Here is a 13,479-nt window from a genome sequence, read left to right as displayed (position 1 = left end):
GAATCGTTACCATGGCCCGCGTGGGCAAGCGCGGTCCTGGAGAAATGCACGCGGCAGCGTTGCCACGTCGCCTGGAAGACGCGGGTAACGGCGGCCTTGATGCCGCCATGGGCGTCGGAGATCACCAGCTTGACGCCGTTCAGCCCCCGGCGTTTCAGCTTGCGCAGAAACTCGATCCAGAAGGTCTCGGCCTCCGACGGGCCGATGTCCATGCCCAGCACCTCGCGCCTCTCGCGCAAGCTTTGCTTGCGCTGACGGCGGCAGGCGAAGCGGAGCTTCGCTGGGAGCCGGCCGTCGGTGTTGACCGCCACGGCAATGGTGACGGCCACCGAGACGATGCGCCCGTTCTGGCGCACCTTCACGTAGGTGGCGTCCAGCCACAGGTAGGGCCAATCGCCTTCGATGGGACGGCCAAGAAAGGTCTTCACCCGTTCGTCGATCTCCTCGCACAGCCGGCTGACCTGGCTTTTGGAGATGCCCGACATCCCCATGGCCTGGACCAGATCGTCCACCGAGCGTGTCGAGATTCCCTGGATGTAGGCCTCTTGGTTCACCGCCGTCAGCGCCTTCTCGGCCATCCGCCGCGGCTCCAAAAAGCCTGGGAAGTAGGAGCCCTTGCGCAGCTTAGGAATGCGCAACTCGACGGTGCCGGCCCGGGTCTCCCAATCGCGGTCCCGGTAGCCGTTGCGCTGGACCAGACGCTCGGCCGAGCGTTCGCCATGCCTGGCGCCGGTCAGCCCTTGAACTTCCATCTCCATCAGGCGCTCGGCGGCAAAGCCGATCATCTCACGCAGAACATCGGCATCCGCGCCCTTCTCAAGCATCGCGCGAAGCGCCATCATCTCGTCGGTCATCGTGGTCACCTTCGGTGGAGGTTGTGTTGTGGTGACCAGACTCTACCGAAGAACCACGATGACCGCCCGCTGTGGATAACCGGCCCGCCTACGCCAGCCATCAGAGGGCGCTGCGGCGGGCCGGTTCCCCACAGCTCCTACACCACCTCGTGGGACACGACCCAGTGATGTGTCAGCCGGTCGAGCAAAGCGGTGGTCATCTTGGCGTCGCCAGCGAACACCGTCGGTCATTCAGCGAAGCTCAAGTTGGTGGTGATCAACACCGAGGTCTGCGAGTACAACTGGCTGAGCTCGGCCATCAGCGCCATCAGCTCATGCCGTTCCATGGCAGCCCTCCCGCACCGCGCGCAGGCGGTCGTAGCGCCCGCAGTCGGCGGCCGGCTCGATGGACAGCGTCAGCGTCGTCGCCGCGGCCCAGGCGGGTCCGCACCGTCGCCAGGGCTGGCGGCAAATCCCAGTCCCGGAACGGCGCCCCGTTGCGCAGCGCCCCCGGCTTGCGGACGAGAACCGGCAGGTAGTGCAGCGGATTGTACCGCGTGTGGCCGTGCCCGAAAGCCCGTGGGTGCTCGGCGACGATCGCGCCGTTGAACCACACCACGATCCGTGTCGCGTAGGCGCGGACCTGCACCGGCTTGCCGGCGGCGACCGCGGCCACGCTGTAGCGGTTGCGGTCAAAGTGGATGAGGCAGGTTTTCGAGCCGCTGAGCGTGGCCTCGTGGAAGCCGTCGAAAGGATCGCTCACGGTGATCAGCGCCGGCCGCTCCGCCTGGAACACCTCCCACACCGTCCGGCTCTTATCCTCTGGATGCGACGTCTGTTGGGCCCAGACGATCACCTCGTTTCCCCACCTTGCTGCGGGTGGGCGGCTCCCCCGGCGGCGCCCGGCCGAAGGCGGTGGTTTGCCGCGACGATCAGAGCGGCGCCCTGATCCATGGCGCCCTGGTGGCGCCGGAGGGCTGGTCGCACTGGCTGGTGAAGTTCCGCGGCAAGGACGATCCGGCGGACATCGGTCCGATCGAGCAGGCCTATGCCGGGATGGCGCGCGCCGCCGGTTTGACCCTGCCGCCCACCTGTCTGCTGCCGAGCGGAAGCCCGAAGACGCCGGCCTACTTCGCAGCGCAGCGGTTCGACCGTGTCGGTCCGGCCGGCCGGCTCCACCTTCATACCAAGTTCATGAAGTTTTGACCTGTGTGGCCCACGGATAACCACAGGTTGATTGAATGCGGTCAGGCTTGTTGATGAGGGAGTTCCTGGCGCGGCAACAGGCGTCGATAATGTGCTTTGTGTCGGTGAACAGGCGGTGCGAGAGGACGGTTTCCCGCATCACCTGCCAGAGGCGTGAGCTGGCCCCCACGGGCTGGACGGCGGAATAGCGTTCGTTGGCTCTGACCGATGGTCGGTTGGTTGTTTTCTATGCGGCGACGGCCGCGGGTGCCGGGGCGAGCCCCGGCACCCGCGGCGCGGAAAAAATTTCGTCGGGGGTTTGGTACCCGAGCGCCTGATGGGGGCGCAACCGGTTGTAGCTGTCGATCCAGCGGCCGATGCCCTGACGGGCTTCGGTGCCCGTGGCGTAGGCGCGCAGATAGACGTCCTCGTATTTCAGGCTGCGCCACAGGCGCTCGATGAAGATGTTGTCCATGCAGCGCCCCTTGCCGTCCATGCTGATGCGGATCCCGGCGGCCTCCAGCACGCCGGTAAAGGCGGAACCGGTGAACTGGGCGCCCTGATCGGTGTTGAAGATGTCCGGCGTCCCGAACCGGGTGATCGCCTCCTCCAGCGCCGCGACGCAGAAATCGGCGTGCATGGTGTTGGACAGCCGCCACGCCAGCACCTTACGGCTGTGCCAGTCCATCACCGCCACCAGGTACAAAAAGCCCTTGGGCATCGGGATGTAGGTGATGTCGGCCGTCCACACCTGGTTGGGCCGGTCGATGACGAGATGGCGCAGCAAATACGGCCACACCCGGTGCTCGGGAGCCGGCTTGCTGGTGTTCGGCTTTTGCCAGATCGCCGCCAGCCCCATCTCCCGCATCAGGCGGCGGACCCGCTTGCGGTTGATGCTCTGCCCCTGGCGCCGCAGCCACGCCGTCATCTTGCGCGAGCCGTAATAGGGCGTCTCCAGGAACTGCCGGTCGATCAGCGCCTTGATGGCCAGATCCTCGCTGTTGTCGTTGACCGGCTTGTAATACAAGGTGGAGCGGCTTAGCCCCAACAGCCCGCATTGCCGCGTCACCGACAGCGTCTGGTGCGTCGGGTCGATCATCGTCTTCTTCTCCGCCCGGCTCAACGACCGAGCTTGCGCGACAAAAAATCGTTTTCGACCTTCAACTGACCGATTTGCTTGTACAACTCGTCGGTCACCGCTTCCGTCGCCTTCTCGGCCCGGCCGCCGCCCTTCTCAAAAACGCCGCATGCGCCGTCCACAAGCTGGCGCTTCCATTCGTTCACCAACGTCTGGTGAATCCCGTACTTGGCGGAAATCTCCGCAACCGTCGTTTCCCCTTGCAGCGCTTCCAGCGCCACCTTCGCCTTGAACGCCGCTCCATGATTGCGGCGCGTGCCCTTGCTCATCTCGTCCGGTCCTTCTCGCGTCGGCGACATCAGAACCAGAGCCAACGGACTTGTCCAGGATACGGGGACCAGCTCAGCGCTCGATGGTATTGAGTTCGGGGCTGTAGGGCGGCAGCGGCAGCAAAGTCAGATTGGCCGGCACCTCCAACTCATTGGCGATGTGCCAACCGGCTCCGTCCAGCAGAACGACGGCGTACCCCTCGTCCGGCACGGCTTGGCTGATCTCGGCGAGCATCAGCGTCATCGCCTCGGTGCTGACGCGCGTCATCACCAAGGCGACGCCGGCGTCGCGCTGCGGGCACACGGCGCCGAAGATGTAGGCCGACTTGAAGCGATGATCGCGCACGGCACGCACCCGGGCGGGCGGCGCCTACAGCCGGGTCAGGGTCCCCTTCTGGCCGACCCAGGCTTCATCCTGGAACCAGACCTCCAGCCGCTTGCCGGGGTGGCGCTTGGCGATGGCGGCGAGTTGGTCGGGGAAGTTTTTTTAAATGCCTCCTGGGCCGCGGGATCGGTCTTGGGGTGGATCGGGCGCGGGGTCTGCCAGGACAGCCCCATCTGCTGGAGCACGTTGTGCATGCCGCCCCGGCTGTAGTCGGCACCGAAGTGGCGCTTGGCCAAGTCTTGGATGTGGGCCAGCCGATACTCGACCACGCCGTCGCGCTCCAGGTCGGGACCTGCGGCGATCAGCGTCGCCAGCTCCGGGCGCAGCTCGTCGGCCAGCAGGCGGGGCCGGCCGCTATGCGAACGGTCGCGCAGGCCGGACACGCCCTCGGCGTTGAAGCGATGCACCCAATCGCGCAAGGTCTGCCGGTCCATCCCGCCCAAGCGCGCGGCGTGGGCCCGGCTGTGACCGTCCAGCACGGCGGCGATCGCCAGAAGACGCGCCGCCACCCGCCCGTCCTCCTCCAATCGGGCCTGCCGGCGCAACTCGCAGACAGAGATGTCCTGTCGGATCGCTATCGCTGGCATTCCCGCTCGCCCGCTGAATAGAGCGGACAGCGAATCACACCAAAGCCGCAGCCTCAATCCCCTGCGACACAACGCGAGTCAGAAATTTCTGGAGGCGGTATGAAACGCCGGTTTGGCCCTTCAATGGAAGCGGGCTGGAGCGGAACACCACCCATCGGCCGGACGCCTGGCTGCGGCGGTTGTAAAACTCCGCTCTCCGGACCGGGGTTGACGATCGGCTGGCTGAAGCAGTGTCCAAAGCGCGGCCGAGCCCCGGTTCCCGGCCTTCTCCCCTCTTTGTCCTACCCCACGATCTTCCAAGACCCGTCGGACTGGCGGCAGGCGGTGCCGAAGGCCTGTTCGGTGCGGCCGCCGACGACGATGGTCTGCTGGAACTCGCGGCAGTAGGAGCCGGAGCCGTCATAGCCGTCGCGCACCGGCACGATGACGCCCTGGTTGCCGGACTGCGGGTTGTTCCAGCTGATCCGCTGGCCGATGGGGGCGCTGTAGGCCTGGGTCGCGGCACGGTCGGCATAGACCTGGTCGGCGCGGTCGAGCGAAGCGCCGAGTTCCCGCCCGGCGAAGGCGCCCAGCAGCGTGCCGATGCCGACCGCCACCAGCTTGCCCGAACCGCCGCCGAAGCGCGAGCCGATCAGGCCGCCGGCGACGGCGCCGCCGACGGTGCCGAACCCCTCCTTGGTGCCCATCGAGCCGGTCTGGCAGCCGGCCAGCGTGGTGGACAGCGCAAGCACCGCGACGGCTGCGATCCGGGGGAAGCTGGTGTGGGCACGCATCGGAGGCTCTCTTCTTTTCCGAGGGTTGTCCCACCGGTTATAGCGCAGGCGGCGCCGTTTGTGCAGCCGCCCGTTCCTGCCCTTCCCCAGCGCCGTCAGGGAGCGTCGTCGACGTCCTTCAGCCACTTCCTCGCGGCTTCCGAGATCATCGCCGGATAGGCCGGCAGCTCCGGGCCGATCAGCGGCAGGGCGAACTCGCCGAGGACACGGGCGAGACCGGCCCCATCCAGCGGATCCAGCCCCAGCCCCAACGCCCGGGCATGGCGGGCGATGTCCATCTCCTGGCCCCAGAAATAGACGCGGCCGGCCCCGGTGTTGGCGGTCATGCGCTGGACCTGCGCCACCCGGCCCGGGCCGTTCAGCGGCATCCAGATGTCGGCCAGCAGCGTGTCCGCCGGGGTGGCCGGGGTGTAGGTCAGCGCATCGCCCTGGACCACCACGATCTTCGCCGCGGCCTCCGCCGGCAGCTGGGCGAAGATGCCGAGCTCGTCGATCAGCCCGATGACCTCCGCATCCTGCTCGATGACGGTGACCCGCGTCACCTCCGGCCGCAAGGCGGTGTTGGCCGCCGCCCACCCCATGCCGAGCCCCATCACCACTGTATCCCCGACGGCGGCGCGGCAGCCGAGCTCCTGGCTTTCGACCTCGCGGGCCGACAGGGACATCCAGGTGCTGGAGCGCCCTTCGGCCTCCTTGCGCGCCAGGACCGCCATGTTCTGCATGAGGACGCCGCCGCTCCAATAGCCGACGCCGAGATTGAGGGGCGACACCGACAGGAACCAGTTGGCGCCCTCGCGCGGCTGGTAGGTGGGCATGAACAGGTCGGTCTGGAACAGGACGGGCATGGTCTGGGACATCGATGTCTCTCTTCGTGACTACTTTCGGCTCTGAAGGGCCGAGCTTCCGCGCCTCGCGACGCGGCGTTCCTGTTTGCGACCGGTCGCCCGGTTCGATCCGCAGGCCAACTCCGGAGGTCCTCCGGTTGCGAGGCCAAGCCTCAGAATGTTCTTTGCGGCGTTAAGATCGGCGTTTTCGACGTGCCCGCAGGCTTGGCACAAGAACACCGACTGGCTGACACGGTTGTCCGCATCGACATGACCGCATCGGCAGCACCGCTGACTGGTATAGGCGGCAGGAATGGCGACGACGCGACTTCCGTGCCATGCCGCTTTGTAGTCCAGCATGGAGCGGAGTTGCGCCGGGGCCACGTCGAGCAGAGAGCGGTTGAGTCCGGCCTTGGCCCGGACGTTGCGTCCCGGCTCATCCAAGGTTCCGGCTGCGCTTGCCGTCATGGTGCGCACCTTCAAATCCTCGACAACGATGACGCCGTGGTTCTTGGCAATCCTCGTCGTCGCCTTGTGCGCGGCGTCCTTGCGCCGCCGCGCCAGACGCGCCTGGAACCGGGCGACGGCCAGACGGGCTTTCTGCTGGTTGCGCGATCCTGTCCCCCGGCGGGCAACCCGCTGCTGCAACGCCGCCAGCCGGCGGCGCTCTTGGTCTGTGGTGCGCGGCAGCAGGACAGCTTCGCCCGTGGACAGCATCATCGGCTTGGCAATGCCCATGTCGATGCCGACCGCCGGTGCCAAATTTGGACGCGCGTCGGCCACGTCGATTTCGCACTGGATGGACACGAACCACCAGTTGGCCTCCCGGCTGACCGTGGCGGTCTTCGGCACCCCGTCCAGCGGGCGATGCCGCACCCATGCCACCCACCCGGCCTTGGGCAGGAAGATGCGGTTCGGTTCGATCTTGACCTGCTTCGGGTCCGGGTAGCGAAAGCTGTCGCGGTCGCCGCGCTTGCGGAATCGCGGATAGGCGGTGCGTCCTGCAAAGAAATTCTTGAACGCCTTGTCCAGGTCGATGATCGCTTGCTGAAGCGGATGGTTCGGCACGTCGCGCAAAAACGGCGCCTCCATCTTCAGCGCCGGGAGGTCCTTGATCTGGTCGTAGCTGCTGAGGCGGCGCGGATCGCTGCGGTGCCACTCCAGGCGTCGTTGCTCAAGGCACAGGTTGTAGACGAACCGGCAGCACCCGACCGTCTGCCGGAACAGCATTTCCTGTTCCTGGGTTGGGTACACGCGGTAGCGGTATGCCTTCAGAGCCTTCATGCTGACAGTATAATAGGTCTGCTGGACAGGGGAAAGGGCATGAACACCGAATATCGTAGGGGTAGAAGTGTGGTATGTGCGCTCCACGTCCATTTGGTCTTCGTCACCAAGTACCGGCGTGACGTCTTCACCGATCGCGCCCATCTCGCCCTTCGGGACACCTTCCTCGGTGTCTGTGCCGAGTTCGGCGTGACGCTAAAGGAGGTGAACGGTGAGGATGACCATGTGCATCTGCTCATTGAATATCCGCCCACCGTCCAGCTTTCCAGGCTGGTGAACAGCCTCAAAGGCGTGTCCAGTCGTCGCTTACGGCAACAGAACTTTCCGGAAGTGAAGCGTAGGCTCTGGGGCGACCATCTCTGGAGTCCGTCCTATTTCGCCGCGTCTTGCGGCGGCGCTCCGCTGGAGATCGTGAAGCAATACATTGAGAAGCAGCGTGAAGAACCAAACGGTAGCGGGAAAAGAGAAAAAATGCGCCTGTCCCGACCCTAAAAGATTGGGTTTGCGGCGCTAGAATTTTGGATCAAGGATTGCAGCAGGGCTCGGACAGGGCCGCCGCCCGGCGCGCGGCCAGGGCACGCAGATCCCGTTCGACCGCGTCGAACACCGGCTCCCACTCCTCCTCGGGACCCTGGCGGTAGAGGCGCATCGACGGATACCAGGGGGTCGTCGCACCGGACATGCCATAGACCCAGTACGGCACATGCTGGAGCAGGACCCACACCGGCACCCCCAGCGAACCGGCGAGATGGGCGACCGAGCTGTCGGTCATGACGACCAGGTCGAGCCGTTCCACCACCGCCGCCGTGTCGGCGAAATCGTCCAGTTCCGGCCCCAGTGCCGTGATCGGCGTGCCGGGAGGAAGGGCGCGCAGCTCCTCCTCCGGCGGTCCTTTCTGCAGGCTGTAGAGGCGGACGCCGGGGATCCCGGCGAAACGCAGGAAGCGCTCCAGCGAGGTGGCGCGGATCGCGTTGTCGGTGAAGGCGGCGCTGCCCGACCAGACGATGCCGACCTTCAGCCGGCCATCGTCGGGTCCCAGCAGCCGCGCGGCCTTGGCCCGCGCCTCGTCCGGGACGGTCAGGCGCACCGGCGGCGGCACGCTGTCGATGGTGGTGCCGAAATGCAGCGGCAGGCTCATGATCGAGCTGTGGACGTGGTAGATCGGCGTCGGCGCCGCATTCTCCGCGATGAAGGCGTCCACCCCGTCCATCGGCGCGAACAGGCGGCGCAGCTCGTCGCGAAGCTCGACGATCACACGCCGCGCGCCGCGCGCCTTCAGCATCGGCAGGTAGCGGGCCATCAGCAGCGTGTCGCCGAAGCCCTGCTCCAGCGTCACCATGACGAAGCGCCCGTCCAGCGGCCCGCCGTCCCAGCGCGGTCCGCGGTGGATGCGGTAATGATATTCCCGAAGCCAGTAGCGCCCCTCGTAATCGACGAAGCCTCGCGCATAGTCGCCCTGGTGCAGGCGGACCTGCGCCCGCCCCCAGGTCAGGCTGGGATTGTCCGGCTGCAGGCGGACCAGACGGTCCAGCACCGTGAGATCGCTCGCGAAGTCACCGGACCTGTACAGCGCCGCGGTCAGGTTGAGGCAGGCGGTCGGGTTGTCGGGAGCGAGCGCCACCGCCACGTGGGCGCAGGCGATGGCCCGGGCGTGCCGGCCCTGCGTCGCCAGGACGATGGCCAGGTTGCTCCAGGCCACGGCATGGTCGGGGGCGACGGCCAGGGCGCGGCGGTAATGCAGGAGGGCCGCCTCGCGCTTCCCTTCCCGGTCCAGCAGGACGCCCAGCGAGTTCAGAAGGTCGGGATCGCCGGGGTGCTCGACCAGAAGCCGCCAGACCTCCGCGAGGGTGGCGGCAGGCTGTGGCTGGAACGGGTGCATGGTCATGGGCTGGCATTCATGGGCTGGCATCCCGCTGCGGGTCCGGTTCGGGCAATGCGGCCGCCAAGGCGATCCGCGGATCGTCGGCAGGGCCGCCCCTGGTGTCATCGACCCTGGTGTCATCGAGGAAGGCGACCGCCAGCCGCGCCTCCGCCGCCAGCGGATCGCCAGCCGGCAGGCGGGCGAAGCTGCCGTCGGCCAAGCCGTAACGCACCGGGGCGCCCTCCTCGATGGCTCCAGGGGCGGCCGGTCGGCGGCGGGCGATGCGGTCGGGATAGGCGAGCGCCAGCAGTTCCCCGATGCGGTCGCAGCCGGCGCGGTCCACCGGCTGGTGAATGCCGATCCGCCACCGCCAGGCCTGCGCGCGCACCAGAATCGGCAAGTCGCGATCCGTGTCGCAGGCCCCCTCGCCTTCCGCGGCGAGCAGCCGGTCGACCCATTCCCGCAGGTCGGTGCCGTCTCCGCCGCCGGGATGGTCCGGTTCCGCCAGCAGGGCGGCCACCGTGCAGGCGAGCCCGCCCAAGCCGATGTCCGCCCCGCACAGGATCAGGCGGGCCAGCCGGGGAGGCAGGCCGAGCCGGGCCATGCGCTGCCCCAGCGGGGTGATCGCCCTGTCGGCGCCGATGGCTCCCAGCAGGACGAGCAGGGAGGATGCCTGAGCGCCAGCGGCGCCAGCGGCGCCGGGGCCGAGGGCGGCGCCGGCGTCCTTTTCCCCCCACGCGGCCAGTTCCAAGGCCAGTTCCGCCGCCGCCGCCGCTGGCGCCGCCGGGTCGCAGGCGGACGGTTCCGGCAAAACACGGGGCGGCGAAAGACGGTAGCAGACCCCCGGCTCATGCCGGCCGGCGGCGATGGCCCGGCGCTGCGCCGCGTCCCGGCCGGCGGGCAGCATGAGCGGGTATGCCATGCCCCGGTTGCGGTCGTGGCACGGCAGCCGGGTCAGGCCGCAATCGACCACGATGCGGACATCGGCGATCCCGAGCCCCGCCTCGGCCGACGGCGTGGCCAGCACCAGCTTGCGCAGGCCGGGCGGTGCCGGGGCGACGGCGGCCGGCAGGTCGGACGCCGCCTCGTCGCACAGCGAGAGGAGAAGGATGTCCGGACCGACCTCCCCCGCCTCCCGGAGCAGGGCGGCGGCCCGGCGGACCGCACCACCGTCGGGCAGGATGGCCAGCACGCCGCCGCGCTCCTCCCGCAGGGCGCGCCGGACCGCCGTCGCCACTGCGGTCTCCAAGGCGCTCTCCAAGGCGGCCCCCGGCACGGAAGCCTCGATGGGGCGGATCTCCACCGGGAAGCCGGCGGCGGCGCAGGTCACCACGGGGACCGGGCCGGTTCCGCCGCCCAGCAGGGCGGCCAGGGAAGCCGGGGCCGTCTCCATCGGTTCTGTCATCACCAGCAGCAGGGTGCGGCCGCACAGCGCCTCGCGTGCCTCCCGCGCGAAGGCGGCACCCAGCAGGCCGTCACCCGGAAAGCCATCGCTGCGCTGTCCGTCGAGGCCGTCGAACAGCACTGCGCCGACATCCGCCAGCTCGGGGGAATCCTGGATGCGGCGCAGGAACAAGGCGGCCGGCAGCAGCTCGATCCGTGTGCGGGGGCCGGCCACGCCGCCCGACAGGGTGTGGAAGCCGACGGTAACGCCGGGCTCCTCCCCCAGCAGGGCGGCCATCCGCAGGCAGGCGGCGCGGGCGGCCAGCCCGTCGGCGGCCACCACGAGGATGTGGTGGCCAGGCAGCCAGGGCTGCTCCAGCAGAGCCAGCGGAATCCGCAGCGTCTTGCCGGCGCCCGGCGGCGCCTGGAGCACCGCGCCGCCGTGCCGGCGCAGGACATCGAACAGGCCGGGCAGGACGGCGTCGACGGGAAACCGGGGCGGAGGACGGGAGGACGGGAGACTCACGGCTGCAAGCGGGCGAGCGGGCGAGCGGGCCGGCGGTCAGGCCGGGGCGCCCGGGGAGGCCGGCATGCCGGAAGGAGCGAAGCCGGCAAGCGGATCGGCGGTCACCGGGATCGCGCTGAGTGCCGCGTGCAGCGGGTGGCCCATCGGAGCCCAGGCCATGTGGAAATGCGGAGGATCGACGGCGGTGACGCGGAAGCCCAGCCGTTCGTAGACCTGCCGCCCGTGCGAGCCGGCGATCGGGGTGGACAGCGTGATCGGCGCCAGCATGCTGGCGGCGGCGGCCTGGATGCCGCGCAGCACGTCGGAGCCGATGCCCTTGCCCCGCGCCCTTGCCAGGATCTGGAGTTCAGACACCCGCCAGTCGGCACGGCCGAGGTCGATCACCAGCCGCCCCACCCGGTCGGAGGATTTTTCGATGACGAGGTCGACATGCTCGGGATAGATCGCCTCCTGCCCGGCGCGCATCGCCTTGTACTGCTGTTCGTACAGGGAGCGCAGGAAGTCCCGGTCGCCCTCCGCCCACGACAGCCAGGGGCGGGCCTCGATGAACAGCTCCAGGAGGAAGGTCTCGTCGGAGGGGGCGGCGAAGCGCAGCGACAGGTTGCCCGGCAGGGCAAAGGATCCGGCGAAACCGGCCATGCGTCGGCAAATCCCTGGTTCGGAACGCCGGACGGTCCGCCGCCGCCCCGGTGGCGGAGCGGCGGCGGGCCGCGGCGTCAGTTGAAGATGATCTGGAACACCGCCGTGTCAGCCCCGGCGGGGGTGGCCGGATTGATCCGCTCCACATAGACGGGGCCGAAGCTTTCGACTGCCGGATGGCCGATCGTGAAGGAGGCGCCGTTGAAGTGCGGCACCTCTTCCGCGGGGCATTCCAGCAGCAGGTCGAAGGCCGTCCGCAAGGTCCCGCGCATGGTGTTGCGCGGATGTTCGTTGCAGGCGACCAGGGTGGCGGCGATCTCCAGCCCCTCTTCCGACACCATCGTGAAGACGGTGTTCAGGTGGGGGCCGAAGAGGGCGGCGGACAGGGCGCGCAGCTCGGTCACGGCCGGTCCGGATACAGGCCGTTCATGGCGATGACGAAGCTCAGCGCCAGATAGGGCTGCATGTTGGAGAACGCCGTGCCGCTGCCGGCCGGCCCCGTCACCACGGTGCCGCCGGTGACGGCGTTGATCGTCACGGTGGCAGCACCGCTGCCGGCAGTGCCGGTGAGCGAGGCGCTGACGCCGGCCAGCGGGACCTGCGTGCCGGCGGGCGCGGCATAGAGCAGGGCGCTCGGCGAGGGGGCGCCGGTCCCGGTCGACACCTGGCCCAACTGGTTGAAGCCCGTCTGGGGGGTCGCCTTGGTGCCGGCGTTGCCGGTGGCGTTGATCGTCACGCCGACGCCCAGATTGCCGGTCGTCGCCGGGATGCTGACGACCTGCTGGCCCATGGTGGGGATGAAGGTTGCCCCATGGTTGTGGGCCGGCAGGTTCTGCCCGCTGAGGGTCGTGGCCACGCTGCCGCCGTTGGCCCCCAGGGTGTAGCTGTAAGGGGGCATGGCGCCGGTGCCGATCGGTGCGCGCCCCGCCAGGTTCGGCAGGTTGAAGTTGGTGCTGCCGTTGCCGCCGAACACCGTGCCCATCAGCGAATAGAGCGCCTCGTACTGCTGGAGGGTGACGGTCTGGCCCTGGCAGAGCTGGTAGTTGTACGGCGCCCAGTTCCAGGGAACCATGAATATCATGCCAAGCATCGGATCCACGGCGTTTCTCCTTAAAGTTGATTATTTACAGGAACGGCAATGGATGGGAGAAAATAGTTTATGAAATACTCTCCGTCCGAGTCTTCAATAATATCAAATCCCTTAGAAGTCAATGCAATCTATGAGCCTCTCCAAATAAGGGAATTTGCGCTCTATTGTTATCTCATTGGATTATAAGTCGCATTTCGACACAACTTTCTGGGTTTTGTCGAAACGGGCGGAACGGTCCACCATCACCCCCGCCATTCCGTCATCCCCACGAAGACGCATCGCGCATGCCCATATGCCGCGGGTCGATAATATAGTGAAAGTAAACAGCTAACCCCGGCATTCCTGCGAAAGCGGGAAGCCAGCGTGAGCAGAATCTGCGGCGGCGTAGCCACTGTTCCGCAAAAGATTCATGTGGCTCGCGGATGCTCGCATTGGATCCTGCCTTCGCGGAGATGGCGTGGATGATCGTTGCTCATCGATATATAGACTTGCTCCCGATGCCCTTCCTATTGCCCCCGCCTCGTTGACCTCGGCCGCGGCGGCCAATGCCGCGCCGCACACGCCTTCGGACCGAAGCCCATGCCGCCGGCCGGGCCGTATTGGTTGCAAAATTATCGGCTTGGCAGGGGAAGATCCATCTGTTTCGGAAAATGTCACAATTTAGCGCATATATGAAAATCCGTTATTAATGATTTTGCGTTG

The 13,479-nt window shown here is 67.6% G+C and carries 12 protein-coding genes and 4 pseudogenes; 2 read left to right on the top strand and 14 right to left on the bottom strand.

The window, feature by feature from the left end; translation table 11 throughout:
• Positions 1-14: 14 nt before the first annotated feature.
• The 3 genes and pseudogenes from AL072_RS32015 to AL072_RS32010 form a co-directional block, all read right to left on the bottom strand.
• Positions 15-854, bottom strand: a pseudogene (locus AL072_RS32015) (IS256 family transposase); the annotation flags it as partial.
• 137 nt (positions 855-991) lie between these two features.
• Positions 992-1,144, bottom strand: a pseudogene (locus AL072_RS35070) (ATP-binding protein); the annotation flags it as partial.
• A 17-nt stretch (positions 1,145-1,161) separates the two neighbouring features.
• Entirely contained in the window at positions 1,162-1,689 is a 528-nt protein-coding gene (locus AL072_RS32010) for a Mu transposase domain-containing protein (RefSeq protein ID WP_144428455.1), read from the bottom strand.
• Between the two features lie 23 nt (positions 1,690-1,712).
• On the opposite strand from AL072_RS32010, the gene AL072_RS32005 reads away from it, so the two are divergent.
• On the top strand, positions 1,713-2,039 hold the full coding sequence (locus tag AL072_RS32005; protein ID WP_245637108.1) for a HipA domain-containing protein: 327 nt from the start codon (positions 1,713-1,715) through the stop codon (positions 2,037-2,039).
• Here the strand turns inward: AL072_RS32005 and AL072_RS34730 are convergent.
• The 6 genes and pseudogenes from AL072_RS34730 to AL072_RS31970 form a co-directional block, all read right to left on the bottom strand.
• A pseudogene (locus tag AL072_RS34730) lies at positions 2,026-2,208 on the bottom strand (IS630 family transposase); the annotation flags it as partial. The gene AL072_RS32005 and the pseudogene AL072_RS34730 sit on opposite strands and share 14 nt — an antisense overlap.
• A gap of 57 nt (positions 2,209-2,265) precedes the next feature.
• Positions 2,266-3,425 (bottom strand): IS3 family transposase gene (locus tag AL072_RS32000; RefSeq protein WP_425388601.1). Its coding sequence is split into 2 segments (ribosomal slippage): positions 2,266-3,146 and positions 3,146-3,425, totalling 1,161 coding nucleotides; the frame shifts between segments, so codons are not numbered across the junction.
• Positions 3,426-3,501: 76 nt separating this feature from the next.
• Positions 3,502-4,397, bottom strand: a pseudogene (locus AL072_RS31985) (IS630 family transposase); the annotation flags it as partial.
• Positions 4,398-4,678: 281 nt separating this feature from the next.
• Entirely contained in the window at positions 4,679-5,170 is a 492-nt protein-coding gene (locus tag AL072_RS31980) for an RT0821/Lpp0805 family surface protein (RefSeq protein ID WP_045585466.1), read from the bottom strand.
• A 95-nt stretch (positions 5,171-5,265) separates the two neighbouring features.
• Complete coding sequence (locus AL072_RS31975) at positions 5,266-6,027, bottom strand: hypothetical protein (protein WP_045585465.1); 762 nt, start codon at positions 6,025-6,027, stop codon at positions 5,266-5,268.
• An 18-nt stretch (positions 6,028-6,045) separates the two neighbouring features.
• On the bottom strand, positions 6,046-7,278 hold the full coding sequence (locus AL072_RS31970; RefSeq protein ID WP_045585464.1) for an RNA-guided endonuclease InsQ/TnpB family protein: 1,233 nt from the start codon (positions 7,276-7,278) through the stop codon (positions 6,046-6,048).
• A gap of 39 nt (positions 7,279-7,317) precedes the next feature.
• Between AL072_RS31970 and tnpA the strand changes: the two genes are divergently transcribed.
• The gene (tnpA, locus tag AL072_RS31965) at positions 7,318-7,770 is read left to right on the top strand and encodes an IS200/IS605 family transposase (RefSeq protein ID WP_045585463.1); all 453 of its coding nucleotides are present in this window, start codon (positions 7,318-7,320) and stop codon (positions 7,768-7,770) included.
• Between the two features lie 31 nt (positions 7,771-7,801).
• Here tnpA and AL072_RS31960 read toward each other — a convergent pair whose 3' ends face one another.
• The 5 genes from AL072_RS31960 to AL072_RS31940 all read right to left on the bottom strand — a co-directional run bounded on the left by AL072_RS31960 (position 7,802) and on the right by AL072_RS31940 (position 12,777).
• Positions 7,802-9,163 carry a tetratricopeptide repeat protein gene (locus tag AL072_RS31960; protein WP_045585462.1) on the bottom strand — a complete coding sequence of 454 codons (1,362 nt, stop codon included), beginning with the start codon at positions 9,161-9,163 and terminating at the stop codon, positions 7,802-7,804.
• A gap of 10 nt (positions 9,164-9,173) precedes the next feature.
• Complete coding sequence (locus AL072_RS31955; RefSeq protein WP_052710407.1) at positions 9,174-11,048, bottom strand: DEAD/DEAH box helicase; 1,875 nt, start codon at positions 11,046-11,048, stop codon at positions 9,174-9,176.
• Between the two features lie 36 nt (positions 11,049-11,084).
• Entirely contained in the window at positions 11,085-11,687 is a 603-nt protein-coding gene (locus AL072_RS31950) for a GNAT family N-acetyltransferase (RefSeq protein WP_045585461.1), read from the bottom strand.
• A gap of 77 nt (positions 11,688-11,764) precedes the next feature.
• The gene (locus AL072_RS31945) at positions 11,765-12,091 is read right to left on the bottom strand and encodes a DUF6916 family protein (protein ID WP_045585460.1); all 327 of its coding nucleotides are present in this window, start codon (positions 12,089-12,091) and stop codon (positions 11,765-11,767) included.
• Entirely contained in the window at positions 12,088-12,777 is a 690-nt protein-coding gene (locus AL072_RS31940; RefSeq protein WP_063840399.1) for a phage tail protein, read from the bottom strand. The genes AL072_RS31945 and AL072_RS31940 overlap by 4 nt, the downstream gene beginning before the upstream one ends.
• Between the last annotated feature and the right edge of the window lie 702 nt (positions 12,778-13,479).

Origin of the sequence: Azospirillum thiophilum, from assembly GCF_001305595.1 — a bacterium.
Taxonomy (GTDB): Bacteria; Pseudomonadota; Alphaproteobacteria; order Azospirillales; family Azospirillaceae; genus Azospirillum; species Azospirillum thiophilum.
The sequence above is the reverse complement of the archived record's forward strand: the minus strand, read 5'-3'. Positions and strand labels throughout refer to the sequence as shown.

Coding starts and splice junctions, on each gene's coding strand:
- AL072_RS31980 (WP_045585466.1), bottom strand. CDS start 5,170: ATGCGTGCCCACACCAGCTTCCCCCGGATCGCAGCCGTCGCGGTGCTT.
- AL072_RS31975 (WP_045585465.1), bottom strand. CDS start 6,027: ATGTCCCAGACCATGCCCGTCCTGTTCCAGACCGACCTGTTCATGCCC.
- AL072_RS31970 (WP_045585464.1), bottom strand. CDS start 7,278: ATGAAGGCTCTGAAGGCATACCGCTACCGCGTGTACCCAACCCAGGAA.
- tnpA (WP_045585463.1), top strand. CDS start 7,318: ATGAACACCGAATATCGTAGGGGTAGAAGTGTGGTATGTGCGCTCCAC.
- AL072_RS31960 (WP_045585462.1), bottom strand. CDS start 9,163: ATGACCATGCACCCGTTCCAGCCACAGCCTGCCGCCACCCTCGCGGAG.
- AL072_RS31950 (WP_045585461.1), bottom strand. CDS start 11,687: ATGGCCGGTTTCGCCGGATCCTTTGCCCTGCCGGGCAACCTGTCGCTG.
- AL072_RS31940 (WP_063840399.1), bottom strand. CDS start 12,777: ATGCTTGGCATGATATTCATGGTTCCCTGGAACTGGGCGCCGTACAAC.